18 protein-coding genes, 3 tRNA genes and 2 pseudogenes are annotated in these 18,490 nt (G+C 61.3%); 14 read left to right on the top strand and 9 right to left on the bottom strand.

The features are described from left to right. On the bottom strand, positions 1-641 hold a 641-nt coding region (locus NKJ01_RS21965; RefSeq protein ID WP_352730851.1), incomplete at its 3' end, for an extracellular solute-binding protein. Between the two features lie 91 nt (positions 642-732). On the opposite strand from NKJ01_RS21965, the gene NKJ01_RS21960 reads away from it, so the two are divergent. Next, a complete protein-coding gene (locus tag NKJ01_RS21960; RefSeq protein ID WP_023759364.1) occupies positions 733-1,347 on the top strand; it encodes a TetR/AcrR family transcriptional regulator in 615 nt (204 codons plus the stop codon). A 205-nt stretch (positions 1,348-1,552) separates the two neighbouring features. Here NKJ01_RS21960 and NKJ01_RS21955 read toward each other — a convergent pair whose 3' ends face one another. Further along, a complete protein-coding gene (locus NKJ01_RS21955; protein WP_352602477.1) occupies positions 1,553-2,902 on the bottom strand; it encodes a calcium-binding protein in 1,350 nt (449 codons plus the stop codon). A gap of 586 nt (positions 2,903-3,488) precedes the next feature. Here NKJ01_RS21955 and NKJ01_RS21950 point away from each other — a divergent pair. Next, complete coding sequence (locus NKJ01_RS21950; protein ID WP_352730848.1) at positions 3,489-4,058, top strand: DUF2569 family protein; 570 nt, start codon at positions 3,489-3,491, stop codon at positions 4,056-4,058. 99 nt (positions 4,059-4,157) lie between these two features. On the opposite strand, the gene NKJ01_RS21945 is transcribed toward NKJ01_RS21950, so the two are convergent. Both NKJ01_RS21945 and NKJ01_RS21940 read right to left on the bottom strand, forming a co-directional pair. Continuing rightward, positions 4,158-4,379, bottom strand: a complete 222-nt coding sequence (locus NKJ01_RS21945; RefSeq protein ID WP_352730846.1) for a hypothetical protein — start codon at positions 4,377-4,379, stop codon at positions 4,158-4,160. 336 nt (positions 4,380-4,715) lie between these two features. Then, complete coding sequence (locus NKJ01_RS21940) at positions 4,716-5,243, bottom strand: FAD-dependent oxidoreductase (protein WP_352730844.1); 528 nt, start codon at positions 5,241-5,243, stop codon at positions 4,716-4,718. A 25-nt stretch (positions 5,244-5,268) separates the two neighbouring features. Here NKJ01_RS21940 and NKJ01_RS21935 point away from each other — a divergent pair, with 25 nt between their 5' ends. Next, positions 5,269-5,427, top strand: coding sequence for a helix-turn-helix domain-containing protein (locus NKJ01_RS21935; RefSeq protein WP_352730857.1), 159 nt, complete (start codon positions 5,269-5,271; stop codon positions 5,425-5,427). Positions 5,428-5,565: 138 nt separating this feature from the next. On the opposite strand, the gene NKJ01_RS21930 is transcribed toward NKJ01_RS21935, so the two are convergent. After that, positions 5,566-5,641, bottom strand: a tRNA-Thr gene (locus tag NKJ01_RS21930). Positions 5,642-5,794: 153 nt separating this feature from the next. On the opposite strand from NKJ01_RS21930, the gene NKJ01_RS21925 reads away from it, so the two are divergent. Then, positions 5,795-5,962 (top strand): hypothetical protein, encoded by a 168-nt coding sequence (locus tag NKJ01_RS21925; RefSeq protein ID WP_023757987.1) that lies wholly within the window; start codon positions 5,795-5,797, stop codon positions 5,960-5,962. A 243-nt stretch (positions 5,963-6,205) separates the two neighbouring features. Beyond that, on the top strand, positions 6,206-6,511 hold the full coding sequence (locus tag NKJ01_RS21920; RefSeq protein ID WP_352730842.1) for a BA14K family protein: 306 nt from the start codon (positions 6,206-6,208) through the stop codon (positions 6,509-6,511). 71 nt (positions 6,512-6,582) lie between these two features. On the opposite strand, the gene bhcR is transcribed toward NKJ01_RS21920, so the two are convergent. Then, on the bottom strand, positions 6,583-7,401 hold the full coding sequence (bhcR, locus tag NKJ01_RS21915; RefSeq protein ID WP_352602467.1) for an HTH-type transcriptional regulator BhcR: 819 nt from the start codon (positions 7,399-7,401) through the stop codon (positions 6,583-6,585). 214 nt (positions 7,402-7,615) lie between these two features. On the opposite strand from bhcR, the gene gcl reads away from it, so the two are divergent. The 3 genes and pseudogenes from gcl to NKJ01_RS21900 all read left to right on the top strand — a co-directional run. Then, the gene (gcl, locus tag NKJ01_RS21910) at positions 7,616-9,397 is read left to right on the top strand and encodes a glyoxylate carboligase (RefSeq protein ID WP_352730841.1); all 1,782 of its coding nucleotides are present in this window, start codon (positions 7,616-7,618) and stop codon (positions 9,395-9,397) included. Between the two features lie 17 nt (positions 9,398-9,414). Beyond that, positions 9,415-10,212 carry a 2-oxo-tetronate isomerase gene (otnI, locus tag NKJ01_RS21905; protein ID WP_352730840.1) on the top strand — a complete coding sequence of 266 codons (798 nt, stop codon included), beginning with the start codon at positions 9,415-9,417 and terminating at the stop codon, positions 10,210-10,212. Between the two features lie 66 nt (positions 10,213-10,278). After that, positions 10,279-11,229: pseudogene (locus NKJ01_RS21900) on the top strand (2-hydroxy-3-oxopropionate reductase); the annotation flags it as partial. Positions 11,230-11,347: 118 nt separating this feature from the next. On the opposite strand, the gene rlmB reads toward NKJ01_RS21900, so the two are convergent. Continuing rightward, the gene (rlmB, locus tag NKJ01_RS21895) at positions 11,348-12,196 is read right to left on the bottom strand and encodes a 23S rRNA (guanosine(2251)-2'-O)-methyltransferase RlmB (RefSeq protein ID WP_352730838.1); all 849 of its coding nucleotides are present in this window, start codon (positions 12,194-12,196) and stop codon (positions 11,348-11,350) included. A 198-nt stretch (positions 12,197-12,394) separates the two neighbouring features. Between rlmB and NKJ01_RS21890 the strand changes: the two genes are divergently transcribed. Further along, positions 12,395-12,479 (top strand) — tRNA-Tyr (locus NKJ01_RS21890). A gap of 88 nt (positions 12,480-12,567) precedes the next feature. Further along, positions 12,568-12,641 (top strand) — tRNA-Gly (locus NKJ01_RS21885). Between the two features lies 1 nt (position 12,642). On the opposite strand, the gene NKJ01_RS21880 is transcribed toward NKJ01_RS21885, so the two are convergent. Next, positions 12,643-13,407: a hypothetical protein gene (locus NKJ01_RS21880; RefSeq protein WP_352730836.1), complete on the bottom strand. Its 765-nt coding sequence runs from the start codon at positions 13,405-13,407 to the stop codon at positions 12,643-12,645. 172 nt (positions 13,408-13,579) lie between these two features. Between NKJ01_RS21880 and NKJ01_RS21875 the strand changes: the two are divergent. Next, positions 13,580-13,681: pseudogene (locus NKJ01_RS21875) on the top strand (GlsB/YeaQ/YmgE family stress response membrane protein); the annotation flags it as partial. An 8-nt stretch (positions 13,682-13,689) separates the two neighbouring features. On the opposite strand, the gene NKJ01_RS21870 reads toward NKJ01_RS21875, so the two are convergent. Next, positions 13,690-14,577: a DMT family transporter gene (locus NKJ01_RS21870; RefSeq protein ID WP_352730834.1), complete on the bottom strand. Its 888-nt coding sequence runs from the start codon at positions 14,575-14,577 to the stop codon at positions 13,690-13,692. Between the two features lie 314 nt (positions 14,578-14,891). Between NKJ01_RS21870 and tuf the strand changes: the two genes are divergently transcribed. From tuf to NKJ01_RS21855, 3 genes are all read left to right on the top strand, one after another. After that, entirely contained in the window at positions 14,892-16,067 is a 1,176-nt protein-coding gene (gene tuf / locus NKJ01_RS21865; protein ID WP_013531404.1) for an elongation factor Tu, read from the top strand. A gap of 161 nt (positions 16,068-16,228) precedes the next feature. Then, positions 16,229-17,872, top strand: a complete 1,644-nt coding sequence (locus tag NKJ01_RS21860; protein WP_352730832.1) for a COG3904 family protein — start codon at positions 16,229-16,231, stop codon at positions 17,870-17,872. A 103-nt stretch (positions 17,873-17,975) separates the two neighbouring features. Further along, a complete protein-coding gene (locus tag NKJ01_RS21855; protein WP_352730830.1) occupies positions 17,976-18,458 on the top strand; it encodes a group II truncated hemoglobin in 483 nt (160 codons plus the stop codon). Positions 18,459-18,490 lie beyond the last annotated feature (32 nt).

Genomic DNA, 18,490 nt, shown 5'->3' with positions numbered 1-18,490 from the left:
GTATCGCAGGGTCTTTGCGTCGCGACATAGTGGGACTCCTTCTTACCCATTATGCCCGCCCGCACACGAAATTCCTGACAGTCCCCGATGACCGGCAGATAGTAATCGTAGATGGCGACCTTGCCCTTGTACTTGTCGCCGGTCAGCGCCGCCATCGACTGCATGTCGGCCGGATCGACCTTGGTCTTGTTGTAGCCGATCGTGTTGTAGCCGAACTTTTCGGTGATGCCGTAGCGCTTGCCGCCGACCACGGTGGAGCCGTCCATCTTCACCTGCGGGAACAGGTCGGCCAGCGGCAGTCTGTCTTCCGGCAGCGGTTCGAACAGGCCTTTCTCGACACCGCGCGGTATGTCGATGCTGTCGATCACCATCACGTCCCAGTCGCCGGGCTGCGACTGCTCGACGATGGCCAGCCCAGCGCCGGTGCCCTCGAATTCCTTGACGTTGACCTTGACGCCATTGGCCTCTTCGAAGGGTTGCAGCAGCGCCGGATCGGCGTGATCGCACCAGATCAGCGCATTGAGGTCGGCGGCCTGGGCGGCGCTGCCGACTCCAAGCAGCAGCGCGGTGGCGGCACACGCCGCATGCAGATGGCTCTTCAGAACGGAAAGCGGATTCCTGGATGCAGGTTTAGCGGACATCGAGTGTTCTCCCTTGCCTTTGTGGCTTCTTGCAAAAAATTGAACCAATTCTAAAATTGAGTCAATTCTGTTTTTATGGCAAGAGGCTGGGATGAGCGGATTGCGGGCAAGGCAAAAGGCGGATCGGCACCGCCGCATCATCGAGGCGGCCGCGGAGCTTTTCCGCGACGCCGGTTATGAGGGTGCCAAGATCGAGGCTATCGCTGCCCAGGCCGAAGTCTCGATCGGCACCATCTACAATTACTATCAGAACAAGGGCGACATCCTCGGCGCCATCGTCTCGCTGGAGGTCAACGAGGTGCTCAATGCCGGGCAGGGCGTCGTCGCCAGGCCGCCGGCCAATGTCGGCGATGCGCTGGACACGCTGGTCGGCATCTATATCGAGCACTCGCTGCACTATCTCAGCAAGGAGATGTGGCGGCAGGCGATGGCGATCTCGACGCAACTGCCCGACAGCCCGTTCGGCCAGGCCTACACCGCGCTTGACCGCGCGCTGACCGAACAGATCCGCGCGCTGATCGCCCGGCTGCAGGCGCTCGGCCTTGTGCGGCAGGACATCGACGGGGCGGCGCTCGGCGAATTGATCTTCAACAACATGAACATGATGTTCATCGAGTTCGTTAAACGCGACAAGGCGAAGATACCGGAGCTACGCGCGGCGATACGCAGGCAGAACCGGATACTGGTGGCGGCGATCGGGGTGTGATTGTCAGGAACAGGCGGCAGTATCGATCGTTGGAAGGCGACGGTGCCCAGCCCTCTTGAGTCGAACCTGAAATGCAACCCATAGCGGCATCTCTAGGGGAGGGATCTTTGCAGTCCGATCCGCCAATAAGCCTTCACAGAATCCGGCGTAGCTCGTCGGACCTCACGCCCGCGCTTCGTAGTGCCATGTGCGATCGCCTCGGCGATCAAATGACGTACACGTCGTGGAAGGTCAGGACCGCCCCGGCCTGTAGGTGGGCGATTTCCACCTGAGCGGCCGATTTCGAGCCATCGGGGTCATAGTACAGAATGCCCGTGGTCTGGTTGTAGAGCAGGTAGTCGTTATGGCTGGTGGCGTGTTGGCGCAACTCGAAATAGGACGAGTTCACCTGCGTCGGGCTGGACAAGGAACCGGGGCCGAGGCTGGTGAAGACGGCGTTGTCGAGATAGAGCGCGTCGTCCGCTGCGTGGAAGTCGGGGAGCGTAGCGACATTGTCCGGGCCAAAGGCCGTGTCAAACACGAAGGTGTCCTTGCCGGCGCCACCGTTGAGCACGTCGTTGCCACCCCGGCCCCACAGTATGTCGTTGCCAGCCAAAGCATCATAGGTATCGGCCGCGGCAGTGCCGAAAAAAGTGTCGTCCCCGGTAGTTCCCGTGGTCGGGTCGGTAGGCGGGGTCGGCGGTGACGGTGGCTGGTCAGTCCCGTCATGGGCTGCATGCCAGACCGCCTTGGCGTTGGCCCAGTAGTCGCGCGCCGCCTGGCCCTGAAGGACCGTCCAACCGTCGGGCGGCATTGGATAACTGGACGGCAGCGGCGTGTCAGAGAGGTTGAGATAGTAGTTGCCGTGCGACTCGACCGTCTTGTCCCAGGCCCGCTGCAGCCGCTCCATGCCGTTGTGGTTCACGTCGGTGATCGCCACCACACAATCGATAAAGTGCAGGCTGGGCACGATATCGTTAGAGCCTGTCCCCTTGTCGAGTTTAAACGGCGAACCGTGGGTCATCTCGCCTTTGCGAAGGTACTCTCCCATGCCCAGAAGCATGCCATCCATGATGACCGTGTTGTCAGACCCATCAACGTCACCGTCGCCAAGGCTCACTCCGGAAAACACGTGGTCGAACAGGGAATCCTTGATCGTGCCGCCGATGACGTCATCGTCCTCGACCGCGTCGTCGCGGGAGTAGCCGACATAGCTATCTTCGATGACGAAGGTGCCCGTGCCGCCGACACGGATGCCATCCCAGGGCTGGGTAACCGTCCAATCGTCGATGACAAAGTTGTGGGCTGAATTTATACGGACTGCGGCGGAGTTGACGTAAATGTCCTCCCAGTCGCCGGTTTGGGAGACCGTGCCGTTAATCGTGCCGCCAAATGCCAGGAGGTTGGCGCCGGGGTTGACGACCGCGAAGGGATAGAGGTTGGTGGGGCTTCCCTGATTGGCGACGATCCACGAGGCGTCGGTGGCATCGATGGTGGTGTCGGCGGGCAGGCCGGATGCCTTATACTGGGTGTAGCCATAGTCGCCGCTTAAGACAATGGTGCTTGCCTGGGCCATGGTTGGCCACCTTTCACCCCGCCCCGCCCATTCCGCCAAGTGCCTGAAGCCGGAAAGGCCTGCGCCTACCAGAGCCCCGTTAGCGGTATCGTGCAAATCACAAAATGTGTCAAGAAATCGGAAGGTGATCGACATCCTATCAAGCACCTCGCTGCACTATCTCGCCCAGGAGATGTGGCGGCAGGCGATGGCGATCTCGACACAACTGCCCGACAGCCCGTTCGGCCCTAGGCCTGTACCGGGCCCCGATCGCTCGCTCACCGCGCGGATTTGCCCCTGGTCGCCCGGCCGTAGGCGCTTGGCCTTATACGGCAGTGATATCGACGAGGGCAGCGCTCCGCGAACTGATTTCAGCAACATGACACCATGTTCATCGCGAAGCGCGACGAGGCGAGGACCCCGGAGGTACGCGCCGCGATACGCAGGCAGAACCGGCTACTGGTAGCGGCGATCGAGGTGTGAGGAGTCAGGAGCAGACAGGAGAAATCGCCGCTCGGCATAAGACTTGGTTTCAGACGAGGCTCGACTCTTGAGTTGAATTTGAAATCTGGTACAACTTATAGGGGCATAAATAGGGGAGGGGTAAATGGGGTCGTTTTCCATCTGGCATTGGGCGATCATGCTGCTGTTGATCGGCGTGCCTGTTTTCTTTGCTGTTCGATCAGCCACGAAGCCGTCACAGAATCCTGCGGCTCTTGTAGGCATCGGCGGCTGGCTGATGCTGCTGGCGATCGGCCAGGCATTGTCACCGCTGCGCACACTCGCCAACTTGGCTATTTCGGCCGAAGGCTACCAGCAACTCATGGCTCTCCCGAACGGGGTCATGGCGGCCTATGGCGAGCTTGCTCTCAATCTGGCATTTCTGGCGCTTCAGCTGGTTGTGCTCGTTTCGATGCTGCGGCGAAGCCACCGCTTCCCGCGGTTGTTTCTGTTCCAGTGGTTTGCAATTCCGGTCGTATTCATCCTGGACACCATCTGGATCGCGTCAGTTCTGGGCGTTCCGGCGAACAAGGTGCTCGCAGGTGATGCGTTGCTGGCAGCCATAGCGTCGTTTGTAGGGACCGGCATCTGGACCGCTTATGTCTATAAGTCAGTGAGGGTGAGGAATACGTTCACTCGCACGATCGCTTCCGGCCAAGTAGCAAGCGCCTCATAGAAGATATCGGTGCGGTCGGACATCAAGGTCGCTCAGGCGCGAGAGTGTCGCCATGAAGTCGGGGATGTCCGAGTGATAGACGTCGTCGATCAGCGGCCGTCATAGAGGATGCCGTCGGATAACAGGACGTCCGTCCTGTTTTCGCAGGCCGCGATGCCACTGGGCGAATGACCCGTTCGGCCAGCCTATACCGGGCTCGACCGCGCGCTGACCGAGCAGATCCGCGCGCTCATCGCCCGGCTGCAGGCGCTCGGTCTGGTGCGGCATCGACGGGACAGCGCTCGGCGAACTGGTCTTCAACAACATGAACATGATGTTCATTGAGTTTGCGAGGCGCGACGCGGCGAAGATACCGGAACTGCGCGCGGCGATACGGAGGCAGAACCGGATATTGGTGGCGGCGATTGGGGTTTGAAATGGCGGACCTACTAAGCTAGCTGCATCGTCTATGTTGGACCGGCGCTCGCGATCCAGCCGACATAGAACAAGGCGGCGTAAAACAGCGCGACATCCATAAAGTCGACCTCGCGTGCCCGGTGAAGAAGGGCACGAAAGCTCATCAAGCTGCAAAGTTATCGGTGCCTCTTGTGACTGCCAGTAACCAAGTTACCCGCCAGTGAACTGGGTGCCACCGGGGTCCAACCACCTTGTCGGCTGTCAATGTTCATTCACCCGTGACAAGTAATGTTGCAGAACCGGACTAGCTCCCTCGGACGAGAAGGCGCCGCTCAGGCCCTGAGCAGCCCCTTCCGCCGCGATGGCAGCCCGTCCCGCCATTGCCTCTTCATATCCGTTGACGGCCTGCCAGCCGTGGCCCGAGGTCAATGCCTCGGCGAGATCAACCGCATCGGCGAGCGCGAGATTCACCCCTTCACCCGAGAAGGGAGACATCAGGTGCGCCGCATCGCCCAGGAGAGTCAGCCCCGAACGACTGGTCCAGCGATGCCCGACAGGCAGCGCATAGAGTGGACGGACCGCGATGAAATCCCCGGTCTCGATGATTTCCTTCAACGCGGGAGCCCATTCGGCGAAGGGCTCACGCAACTCTGCGCGCACCCTTTCGGGCGACACCGCCTGCCAGTTCCGCGCGGTCGCCTCGTCCAGGCGCAGGCCGGCATATCCGCGAATATGGCCGAGCCCGTTTCGCTGGGTGATCAGGACGCGATTGTTGCCGACCGCAAACATCTTGCCACTGCCTGTCAGTGCGTCGATGGCGGGATGTGAGGCGGAAGTCAGCCGGAGTTACCTGAGTCAGATCGAGAAGGGTAAGTACTACGCGAGCCTGAAGATCATTGAGAAGCTTGCGGGGGTACTCCAAATCGAGGCTTGGGAGCTTCTGAAGGGACCGACTAAAGGCGGCAACGGTTAGCTAAGGGTCGCGCCACTGAGTTGGAGAAGGGATGCCAACGGGAATAGCCGACTCGCCGAAATGTTCCCCTGGAATTCCCCACGACGAATTTTCTCGAAAAACCAAAAGCGAGATTGGCAGATAAGTTATTGATTTTACTGGTGCCCCCGGACGGAATCGAACCGCCGACCTTCGGTTTACAAAACCGCTGCTCTACCAGCTGAGCTACAAGGGCACGGCGCTCCGGTTAACATATTTGTTGCGCCAGTAAAGACAAAACTCCGTTTGCCCGGCATGTGATGTGGGCCGTCGGGGAGGGCATCCTGAAAACCGCCGGATTGTTTCCTACATATGGAAACGTTGCAATCGCTTCGAGCAGGGGTGTGGCATGATCAGATTTGTCATCATTCTCCCGATCATCTTCGTAGCCTGGATGCTGCTGGTGAAGATCATCAACGATGTGAAGAAGGCCAATGTCGACTGGGTTGGCGTCACCACCATCATCGGTTTCATCGCGCTCGCCTTCTGGCTTCGCCACGTCACGGGCATGGGGTGAGAGAGTAGCCACGAAGCAGGCCGCCGGCGAAGCTACCGATCTCCCTAGCAAAGAAGACATTGGCCATCGTCAACGTCCTCGCCGATCTCTGCGGGCCGAACTGGCCGCCAGCACGACCACGGCCCAAGCGAACCAAGCCGTTCCAGAAAAATCGAAAAAAGATTCGAACCTTTTTCCTTGCCGCAGCGACAGATGATCAAGAGGCGGATGGATCGCCTCGGTCAACGAAGCAAGGAGATCATCATGTTCACGCGCACACTCGTTTTCGGCGTCATCGCCACCGCCGTCGCCGCCAGCTCTCTGCTCGGCACCGTTCAACCCTCGGCCGCCCACAGCCATCACAACCGCGACATCGGTATCGGCATCGCCGCAGGCGTTGGCGGTTTTGTACTGGGCAGCCTGCTCTCCCAGCAGCCCCGGACCGTCTATGTCGACGAAGACGGCGGCTCATGGCATGTCCGCCGCTGCTACGATCGTTACGCAAGCTACGACGTCGACTCCGACACCTATATCGGCCACGACGGCTATCGTCACTACTGCCGGCTCTGAGAGGAGGTGGCGTTCCAATCAGCTGAAAAGAGGGGCGCCCCACCGCCTCTCTTTTCGCTGTTCGTATGATCTCAGGCCGAGCTGACGCCGCCGATCATCCTGGTCACCTCGGCCGCGGCATCGCGCACCAGCGGGCCGATTTCGGCCAGCCGCTCCGGCGTCACCCGCACGGTCGGCCCGGAGACCGAAACGCCGCCGATCGGCTCGCCGAATTCGTTGAAGATGGCGGCCGCCACGCAGCGCATGCCGGGGTGCCGCTCCTCGTCGTCGACCGACCAGCCGCGCAGCTTGATTCGTGCCAAATCGTGGGCGAGGGCGGAGATGTCGGACAGCGTCTTGTCGGTGAAGCGCTGCAGCCCTGCCTTGCGCAGGATAGTTCCGACGCGCTCCGGCTCGAGATGCGCCAGCACCGCCTTGCCGATGCCCGACGCATGGAAAGGGCTGCGTGTGCCCGGCCGGAAGAAGGCGCGGATCGCCTGATGGGTCTCGACCTGGCTGACGAAGATCACGCAATCATCCTCGGCGACGCCGAGATTGGCGGTCTCGCCGGTTCTCTCCATCAGCTCCTGCATGACGACACGGGCGCGGTCGACCAGCTTGCGGCGGCGCAGGAAGGCCGCGCCCATTCGATAGGTCTCGACGCCGATCGACCATAACTGATCGCTGGTATCGAATTCGACCATGCCGTGGTTTTGCAGCGTCGTCAGCATGCGGTAGGCGGTCGACGCGGCCAAGCCGCTCTGCGCCGATATCTCGCTCAACGACAGGCCGCTGCCCTCCGCGACGATGGCCAGGATACGCAACGCCCGATCGAGCGACTGCACCGAAGCCTCCGATGGGCCGTTGAAAGCGCGCGGGCGGCCGCGCTGGCGTTTTTCTGTTGTTTCCATGTCGCCATTCTCGCCGATTTCGCCAAACAGGCAATGAAAAACTTTTTCACTCGGTCGGATGGATGCGTTTCTGGAAAACAGAAAATCCAATAAAATCAAGATATAGTCGCAGTTTTCTAGAAATGAAAAAATATTCTGAAAAAATTGAAAAATAGCTGACTTGCTGGCATCCTTGGCCAATCCAACAATGACAAACCCTGTGGAGGGCTGGAAAATGGCCAGGATGCGCGCTGTCGATGCCGCGGTTCTCGTTCTCGAAAAGGAAGGTATTTCCTGCGCTTTCGGCGTGCCTGGTGCGGCGATCAATCCGTTCTATTCGGCGATGAAGGCGAGGGGCACCATCCGTCACGTCCTTGCCCGTCACGTCGAGGCCGCCTCGCACATGGCGGAGGGCTATACCCGCGCCAAGGCTGGCAATATCGGCCTGTGCATCGGCACTTCGGGCCCGGCCGGCACCGACATGATTACCGGGCTCTATTCGGCCGCGGCTGATTCCATTCCGATCCTGTGCATTACCGGTCAGGCGCCACGCGCGCGGCTGAACAAGGAGGACTTCCAGGCCGTCGACATATCAGCCATCGCCGCACCGGTCGCGAAATGGGCGGTCACCGTCATGGAGCCCTATCTGGTGCCTATGGTGCTGCAGAAGGCGTTTCATCTGATGCGTTCCTCGCGGCCCGGCCCGGTGCTGATCGACCTGCCGGTCGATGTGCAGCTTGCCGAGATCGAGTTCGATATCGATGCCTATGAGCCGTTGACGCCGTTCAAACCGGCCATGACGCGGGCGCAGGCCGAAAAGGCGCTGACGATGCTCAACGCGGCCGAGAAGCCGCTGATCGTCGCCGGCGGTGGGATCATCAACGCCGATGCGTCGGATCTGCTCATCGAATTCGCCGAAATCTCGGGCGTGCCGGTCATCCCGACGCTGATGGGCTGGGGCGCGATCCCCGACGACCACCGGCTGATGGCCGGCATGTGCGGGCTGCAGACCTCGCACCGTTATGGCAATGCGACGATGCTGGAGGCCGACTTCGTCTTCGGCATCGGCAACCGCTGGGCCAATCGGCACACCGGCTCGGTCGATGTCTACACTAAGGGCAAAAAATTCATCCATGTCGACATCGAGCCCACCCAGATCGGCCGTGTCTTCGCGCCGGACCTTGGCGTCGTGTCGGATGCGGGTGCGGCACTGAAGGTGCTGCTCGACGTCGCCACCGAGTGGAAGACGGCCGGAAAGCTGCGCGACTGGTCCGGCTGGGCCAAGGAGTGCCAGGCCCGCAAGAAGACGATGAAGCGCAAGACGCATTTCGATCAGGTGCCGCTGAAGCCGCAGCGCGTCTACGAGGAGATGAACAAGGCGTTTGGTCGCGACGTCACCTATGTCACCACGATCGGCCTGTCGCAGATCGCCGGCGCGCAGTTCCTGCATGTCTACAAGCCGCGCAACTGGATCAATTGCGGCCAGGCCGGCCCGCTCGGCTGGACCTTGCCGGCAGCCCTTGGCGTTCGCGCCGCCGATCCCGACCGCACCATCGTCGCGCTGTCTGGCGACTATGATTTCCAGTTCATGATCGAGGAACTGGCGGTCGGCGCACAGCACAAATTGCCCTATCTGCATGTCGTCGTGAACAACGCCTATCTCGGGCTGATCCGCCAGGCGCAGCGCGGTTTTTCGATGGATTTCGAGGTCAGTCTCGCCTTCGAGAACATCAACCGATCAGGTGATCCGGCAGCCGGCTATGGCGTCGACCACGTTGCGGTTGCCGAGGCGATGGGCTGCAAGGCGGTCAGGGTGCGCAAGCCCGAGGAATTTGCCGCCGCCTTCAAGGAGGCGCAGCGGCTGATGAAAGAACACCAGGTTCCGGTCGTGCTCGAATTCATCCTCGAACGCGTCACGAACGTCTCCATGGGCACCGAGATCGACAAGATCACCGAATTCGAGGACCTTGCCGAGCATCAGGAAGATGCGCCCACGGCGATCGTGATGTTGGATTGAGAAGAAGGACAAGACGAATGCCACGGTTTTCAGCCAATCTGTCGATGCTCTTTGGCGAGCATGACTTCCTCGACCGTTTCGATGCGGCCGCCCGCGCCGGCTTCAAGGGCGTCGAATATATCGGCCCGTATGACCATGCGCCCGAAATCGTCGCTGCCCGGCTGAAGAAGAACGGCCTGACCCAGGTGCTGTTCAACCTGCCGGCAGGCGACTGGGATAAGGGCGAGCGCGGTATTGCCGCATTGCCGGACCGCGTGCCGGAATTCCGCCAGGGCATCGCCAAGGCGGTCGTCTATGCGCAAGCGCTTGGCTGCCAGCAGGTCAACTGCCTGGCAGGCATCGCGTCGGCGGGCGCCGACCGCAAGGTGCTGGAGGATGTCTTTGCCGAAAATCTCGCCTTCGCGGCGGAGAAGCTGGAACAGGCTGGCATCAGGCTGCTGATCGAGCCGATCAACACGCGCGACATTCCGGGTTTCTTCCTCACACACTCGGAACAGGCGCTGGCGCTGATCGATCGTATCGGGTCGAAGAACCTGTTCCTGCAATACGACATCTATCACATGCAGATCATGGAGGGGGATCTCGCCCGTACAATCGAGGCTAATCTCAGCCGCATCGCGCATATCCAGCTTGCGGACAATCCCGGCCGTCACGAGCCGGGGACGGGCGAGATCAACTATCCCTTCCTCTACGAGCACATCGACCGCATCGGCTATTCCGGCTGGATCGGGGCGGAATACAAGCCGAAGGCCGGCACGGAAGCTGGCTTGGGCTGGTTTCGGGAATTGAGCGGGAAGGGGAGCGCGGCGGCTTAGCGGCTATCGCAGTAGAAGTCGCGTTCCTTCGCGCCCCCCTCTGTCCAGGACGGATGGGGGCGTGACAGAACGCGGCCCAACAAGAGACGGAGAACCACAATGGAAACCATCGGTTTCATCGGCCTCGGCATCATGGGCGCGCCGATGGCTGGGCATCTGCTGGACGCCGGCTACGAGGTGATCGCCAGCGACCATCGCTCCAAGCCGCCTGCAGATCTCGTCGCCAAGGGCCTGAAGTCGGTCTCTGGTCATACCGCCGTGGCCAAGGATGCCGACATTATCATCCTGATGGTGCCGGACACCCCGCAGGTGGCCGACGTGCTGTTCGGCGACAATGGCGTCGCGTCCGGCCTGACGGAGGGCAAGCTGGTCATCGACATGAGCTCGATCTCGCCGATCGCGACCAAGGTTTTTGCCAAGAAGATCAACGAGCTGGGTTGCGACTATCTCGACGCGCCGGTGTCGGGCGGCGAGGTCGGGGCCAAGGCTGCGTCGCTGACCATTATGGTTGGTGGCGAGGAAAAGCCGTTCGAGCGCGCCAAACCAATCTTCGAGAAGATGGGCAAGAACATCACTTTGGTCGGCCCCAACGGCGTTGGCCAGACCACCAAGGTCGCCAACCAGATCGTCGTCGCGCTGACCATTGAAGCCGTCGCCGAAGCGCTTGTTTTTGCTTCAAAAGCCGGCGCCGATCCGGCCAAGGTCAGGCAGGCGCTGATGGGCGGGCTGGCGGCTTCGCGCATTCTGGAAGTGCATGGCGAGCGCATGGTCAAGCGCACCTTCGCGCCGGGCTTCCGCATCGAACTGCACCAGAAGGATTTGAATCTGGCGCTGGAGGGTGCGAAAGCGCTCGGCGTGTCGCTGCCCAACACCTCGACCACGCAGCAGCTGTTCAATTCCTGCGCGGCCAGTGGCGGCGCCAGGGAAGATCACTCGGCCCTGGTCAGGGCGCTCGAGCGGATGGCGAATTTCGAGGTCGGCAGCGCGGCAGGCGACGTCAAAGGCAAAGCGGCATAGGTCAGGAGAGGGTGGCGCAACGTTCCCAAGCCGCCAGCTCTTGCCCGTCGAAGAGCGGGTTCCGGCGTCTGTCGCCGAAACCCGTTTCTTCGTTTCGAGATGTTTCTGCTGTGCTGGCTCAGCCGCGCTTCAAAGATGTCCGCGCCACGTAAAGGCTGATGGCCGCGGCATTGGATACGTTGAGCGAATGGATGGCGCCGGGCATGTCGAGCCGTGCCAGCGTCGTCACCGTCTCGCGCGTCTTCTGGCGCAGGCCCTTGCCCTCCGCACCCAGCACCAGCGCTATCTTGTCACTGGCAAAGCTGGTTTCGAGTTCCGCCGGCCCGTCCGAATCGAGGCCGATGGTCTGAAAGCCGGCCTCGTGCAGTTGACCGAGCGCGTCGGCGAGGTTCTTCACCTCGATCTGGTCGATATGCTCCAGCGCGCCGGAGGCGGATTTTGCCAGCACGCCGGATTCCTGCGGGCTGTGGCGAGCCGTGGTGATCAGCGCGCCGGCGCCGAAGGCGACTGCCGAGCGCATGATGGCGCCGACATTGTGCGGATCGGTGACCTGGTCAAGCACCAGCACCAGCTTGGCATCGCCAAGTGCATCAAGCCGCTTCGGTTTCAGCGGCTCGGCCTCGATCACCACGCCCTGGTGCACGGCGTCCGAGCCGGTGACCTTGTCGATGTCCCTGGGTTCGACCAGTTCCGTCTTGAAGGGCAGGGCGGCGAGATCGGCGATTTCGAGGCGCTCGGCCGCATTGCGCGTCACCAGCATCTTCCTGATCTTGCGGCGCGGGTTGTCGAGCGCCGCCCGCACCGTGTGCAGGCCATAGAGCCGCACCAGGCCGTCCGCGGCATTTTCGCCCGGCGGAACCGGCTGCCGCGGCCTGAACGTCGGCGCGCCGCCGCTTTTCTCGTCGCGATAGGCGCGGCGCAGCTTGGCGTAATGGGTGTCTTTGGGGGTGTTGGTTTTATCGCTCATGGCTGGCTTCTATAGCGGTCTCCTCCGGTCAAGGATATGGCCCGTCGCCGCAGCCGGCGAACAGAAACGAAAAACCCTGGTTGCGCGGTTGACACCCAATGGGCTTGCCGCCATAAGGCGCTTCGCTGGTTTCGGAGAACACTTAACTCGGGTCCGGACTGGCGTGAATGCCTCGTTGCATGGCTCCGGCGGCAGACTGGAGAGGTGCCCGAGTGGTTAAAGGGGACGGACTGTAAATCCGTTAGCTTAGCTTACGTTGGTTCGAATCCAACCCTCTCCACCACTGCCGGCCCGGAAGCCCTGAAACGCGAAAGAATCGGACTGAAAAGTGCATGGCGCTTTTCGAGTGAATCCGGTACTTCAGGTAAGGCGCGGGTATAGCTCAGTGGTAGAGCAGCAGCCTTCCAAGCTGAATATGCGGGTTCGATTCCCGCTACCCGCTCCAGCTAGATTCCTGATGCCAACAACATCACGGCGGTTCCTACTTTGTAGAAGCCGTGCCAAAGCCCCACCACGCCGCCCCCAACGATCAGAATGAAGCCGAAATAGGCGTGCCATCTGTTAACTCGCTTCGGCGTCGCGATGGGTGGGTACTTTGCCCGTATCTCCAGGATTTCTTCCCGCAATTGCGGATCTAAGGGTAGATCATCGTATTGAATACGAAACTTCAGTCTCCTCATGCTACCAAGGATCACAGCCAGGGCTATCCAGGTCAGCACGGCAAGCCAGAGGCTGATGACGTAAAGCTGCGGATAAAGAACGTAAGGGCTGTTCAGGCAGGCTTCCGGAAAAGGCGTGCGGCGAATGAATGATCGTCTGCCCAAGCTTGCCAGCCACCATCCGTGATCAGTCGTTGCAAGGCCAACGAGGAATCCGGCCAAGAGCAACGAACCTCCGGCGATCCATAAGAATGATTTTCGGTTTTCATCATCCGTAATCGCCGCGAATGCGCACTTCCCTGCGATAGGCATCAGCAGCAGGGTAAAGACGATGGAATAAACCATCTGAGACATCACAATAGCGGAAAATGACGCCGAGCATCTTCCGAGATCTGCTGTAAGGCCGAATGATCGAGAAAACAACGTTGCGAATACGGGATCCGCCTGGGATAAAAATGCGTAGATGAAGGCGTGCAACATCAGGACCGTGGTGCCGGAAATGACAGAAGCCCGATGATTATCTCTAAACCTTAGTTCCCACGCCGATTTCACGATTCATCACCACCTAAGTTGCCTTAAAGTGATGACATAAAACGGGTTAATCTAGTATTGCGCGACCAACGGTTGTCTTGCGCAACCAAGATTGCCGTTGCAAAGTGGATCTTGTGCGAGGCCGATCCCCCCATAGGAATAGGACGCATAAAAGTTGTCCCCCTATAGGTCAGGCGTCACCGGCCTCAACATCTACAGCCTGATCGTCGCAGTGATCGGAGCTGTGGTCGTTCTGTGGGCCTATCACCAGTTCAGCGCAAGGCGGACGCTTTAGGCGTCAGCCTACGCGACGACGGCCAGCCGGCGCTGGCGCTGATCCAGCGAGACGATGGTCAGTCCGCTGCCGACAACCAGCAGGATGCCGCAGATCGCCAGCGCGTTGGGGAATTGCCCGAACACCAGCAGGCCTGAAATCACCGCCCAGACGGTGAAGCAATAGTAGAACGGCGCCACGGCACTGGTCGGTCCGACGCGATAGGCCATGAAGATGAAGAAGTGGCCGAAGATCAAGAAAAATCCAGCACCTGCCATCAGCAGCAAATGGTGCATCCCGGGCATCACCCAGCGCTCGGAAACCAGATGCGCGGCACCGGCGCCGATCAGCACGACGACGACGGCGGAAATCGCCACGATCATGCCCGGCACCTCGGCCGAGACCCGCCTGCCGGCAAGGTCGCGCGCGGCCGCAAGCGCTGCATTGCCGAGCGCCAGCAGGGCGTAGATCGAAATGCCTTGCATCGTCGGCTGCGCGACCATCAGCGCGCCGATGAAGCCGAGCCCGATCAGCGCCATGCGCCGGCCGCCGATCCGCTCGCCAAACAGGATCGAGGAGCCGACCAGCATCAAGAGCGGCGTGATCTGTCCAAGCGCGGTGGAATCGGCGATCTGCATGTTGGCGAGCGCCACGACATAGCAGAGGATCGCCGCCAGCTCGAGCAGGTTCCTGCGCAGCACATGGCGGTCGAAGATCAGCGGGATCTGCTTGCCGTAGCCCAGCGCCAACAACAGCGGGAAGCCCCAGAGCGCTGCCGCCGCACCGCGCAGAAACAGCACTTCATAGGACGGCAGGCCTGCCGTCGCGAGCTTCATCATCGTGTCGTTGACGAGATAAGATCCCGTCGAAACGATCATGAACAGCGGGCCACGGATTGAGGGCGGGATGAAGTGCATCCGGTCAGGAGATCAGACCTCGATGACTTCAGCAATGGTCCATGGCCTGGCCATGAATCAGACAGGGATTGGGCAGGCAAGACAACGCTATCGCGGCATCGATCGATCGGCCCGCCACCCATTTCATTTCGCGGTGCGCCTCCCTATATCAGCGCCACATCCCCGCAATCGGATCAATGGTTCGGACTGGGTGAGACGGCACCCGGCCAAAAGACGCTTGTGTTTTTTGGCCTTTGTCGCTAATCGCCCCGCATTCGACTGAACTGAAGGTCTTCGACCGAACTGAAGATCCGGGCCGTCCAAGGAAAGAGACTATGGCAAAAGGTAAATTCGAGCGTAACAAGCCTCACGTGAACATCGGCACGATTGGCCACGTCGACCATGGCAAGACGTCGCTGACGGCGGCGATCACCAAGTATTTTGGCGAGTACAAGCGCTACGACCAGATCGACGCTGCGCCTGAAGAGAAGGCGCGCGGCATCACGATCTCGACGGCACACGTCGAATACGAGACGGCCAACCGCCACTACGCTCACGTCGACTGCCCCGGCCACGCCGACTATGTGAAGAACATGATCACCGGTGCCGCGCAGATGGACGGCGCGATCCTGGTCGTGTCGGCCGCCGACGGCCCGATGCCGCAGACCCGCGAGCACATCCTGCTCGCCCGTCAGGTCGGCGTGCCGTCGATCGTGGTGTTCTTGAACAAGGTCGACCAGGTCGACGACGCCGAGCTGCTCGAACTGGTCGAGCTCGAGGTGCGCGAGCTTCTGACCAAGAACGAGTTCCCCGGCGACGACATTCCGATCGTCAAGGGTTCGGCGTTGGCTGCTTTGGAAGATTCGGACAAGAAGATCGGCGAGGACGCGATCCGCGAGCTGATGGCTGCGGTCGATGCCTACATCCCGACCCCGGTTCGTCCGCTCGACAAGCCGTTCCTGATGCCGATCGAGGACGTGTTCTCGATCTCGGGCCGTGGCACGGTCGTCACCGGCCGCGTCGAGCGCGGCGTGGTCAAGGTCGGCGAGGAACTCGAGATCATCGGCATCCGTCCGACGACCAAGACGACCTGCACCGGCGTCGAGATGTTCCGCAAGCTGCTCGACCAGGGCCAGGCCGGCGACAACATCGGCGCGCTGCTGCGCGGCGTCGACCGTGAAGGTGTCGAGCGCGGCCAGGTCCTGGCCAAGCCGGGTACGGTCAAGCCGCACAAGAAGTTCGTGGCCGAAGCCTACATCCTGACCAAGGACGAAGGTGGCCGTCACACGCCGTTCTTCACCAACTACCGTCCGCAGTTCTACTTTCGCACGACCGACGTGACCGGCATCGTGTCGCTGCCGGAAGGCACCGAGATGGTGATGCCGGGCGACAACATCACCGTCGATGTCGAGCTGATCGTGCCGATCGCCATGGAAGAGAAGCTGCGCTTCGCCATCCGTGAAGGCGGCCGCACCGTCGGTGCCGGCATCGTCGTCACCATCAAGGAATAACCGACGCCGGCCTGTGCCGGTCGGGTTCGAAAGAAAAGGGCGGTCCTTGGGGCCGCCCTTTTCTTTTGCCTAGCGATCGGGTGTTCGCCTTGTCGCCCGAGTCCTGTTGCAAGCCTTTGGACCTCGTCTAGTATACATTCCAATAAGGGGCTTCTTTCCAAATGGTCTCAGAGCGCCTTTTCCATCGGCGGGCATCGTGGTCGCTGCGGCTGATCTGCCTGCTGGCGTTGCTTGTTGCGGGAGGTGCCGTTGCGGCGGATACCGCCCCGGGTCCCGGTCCGACGATGCGGTTCGTCATTGTCCGCAGCAATGCTCCGGGGTGCGAGCCGATCTGCCCGGAATGGATCTCGGCCGAAGGCTCGATAGAAGCCGGAACGCCGGCCCTGTTCAAACGCATGCTGAAGACGCTTGGCGGGCGAGACCTGCCGATCGTCGTGGATTCTCCCGGCGGCAACGTCGAGGCGGCGCTGGCGCTTGGCCGGTTGATCCGCAAGAACATGCTTGATATCGCGATCGGCAAGACGGTGTTTTCCGGTTGCCACCCTGACGCGGAGGGTAGCCGGGACCGTAACAAGAATGGCGCCCATTACCTCGGTGATGTCATAGACTACGGCGCCATGTGCAACTCCGCCTGCCCATTGATGTTTGCCGGCGGTGTCCGGCGTGTGGTTGGCGAATGGGCCTTTCTCGGCGTCCACCAGATCACCACCACCTACATCCGCACGAAATTGCAATACAGGACCACCTACCGCATCGTGGCGGGCAAGAAGAAGGTGCTCAACACAAGGATCGTCAGCCGCAAGGACGCCGGCAGCTACAAGACCTACGAGATGAGCAAGGCGGTGGAGAAAAGGCTGGCGGCCTATCTCGACGAGATGGGCATCGATCAGGGCGTGCTCGAAACGATGAAGAGCACGCCGGCCAGCGAAATCCACCAGATCGCCCTCGACGACATGCTGAGGATGAAATTGGTCACCAGCCTGGATGCTGCGGACCTGTTGACCGCCGCCGGCCTGTGCAGGCCGGACCGATTGGCCGGGAATTGCCTGGAAATACGGGGAAACAAGCCCGATGGCCTGACGACCGCGGCCAAGCCTGCCCCACTGCCGGCCGAACCCGAGGGCGTGCAGCGCGATGACGACATGCGTTTCGTCGTGGTTCGCGGCAGCAATCCGCTCTGCAATCCGGATTGCCCGGAATGGATCTCGGCTGAAGGCGCGATCACGCCTCAGACCCCGCAGAAGCTGCGCCAGTTGCTCGCCACGCTTGGCGACCGGCAGCTGCCGGTCGTGATCAGCTCAAAGGGTGGCGACCTGCTTGGCGCTCTGGCGGCGGGACGGCTTATCCACCAAAGGAAGCTCGACGTCGCCGTTGGCCGCACCGATTTCGTCGACTGTGACCCGGCAAAGTGGAGTTGCCTGGCCAAGGAAGGCGCCTATGCCGGGCTGAGCATCGATGCGGGAGTGGAGTGCGATTCGGCCTGTGCGCTCATGCTTGCCGGCGGCGTGAGACGGCTTGTCGGCCCCCGTGCACGGCTTAGCCTGTACCCGATGGGGCAAAAGCAGGCGGTCAAGGCCTATCTCGAGGAGATGGCGATCGATCCCGCTCTGTTCGCAGCGATCGAGCGACGCTCGGTCGAGCGCCAGCTCGAACCCGACATGATGCTGAAGGTCGGACTGACGACGAGCCCGCAATCGGTCGACGCGCTGACCGGCGCCACCATCTGCGATACGGTGCCGAAACCGCAGAATTGCCGGATCCGGTCTTCCGCCAATGCCGAGGCTGACGCGCCCGCCAAGTTGTAAAGCGCGGCGAAGTCGGAAACTGGCCATCGAGGTAGGTTGAGCCACTCGCGATTTTTCCGCTATCGTCGCTGCTGGCGGCACCGGGGCCGGCGGAGGATCGAGAATGAGCCAGGATATCCCGACACTCTACGACTGGGCCGGCGGCGGCGAGGCGTTGAACCGGCTGACCCAGACATTCTATGACAAGGTGGCGCTGGACCCGATCGTCGGGCCGGTGTTCAAGGCCATGTCGCCGGATCATCCCGCCCATGTCGCGGCCTTCATCGGCGAGGTGTTCGGCGGACCGAAAACCTACAGCGAGCGATTTGGCGGCCATCGCGAGATGGTCATGCACCATCTGGGCAAGCATCTGACCGAGGAGCAGCGCCGCCGCTGGATCAACCTCCTTGCCGATGCCGCCGACGCGGTCGGCCTGCCCGACGATCCGGAGTTTCGTTCGGCCTTCATGGGCTATGTCGAATGGGGATCGCGGCTGGCCAAGATGAACTCCAATCTCGGCGAAACCTGCGATCCCGAGACGGAACCGATGCCGGCCTGGGGCTGGGGCGTGCCGGGCGGGCCATATCGGCCACCGGATCCAAAGTAGCTTTCGGTCGCCACGGGAGGTCCCGGAGCGAT

This window comes from Mesorhizobium sp. M0276, from assembly GCF_040321755.1.
Lineage (GTDB): Bacteria > Pseudomonadota > Alphaproteobacteria > Rhizobiales > Rhizobiaceae > Mesorhizobium.
This window is presented reverse-complemented; position numbering and strand designations above follow the sequence as displayed.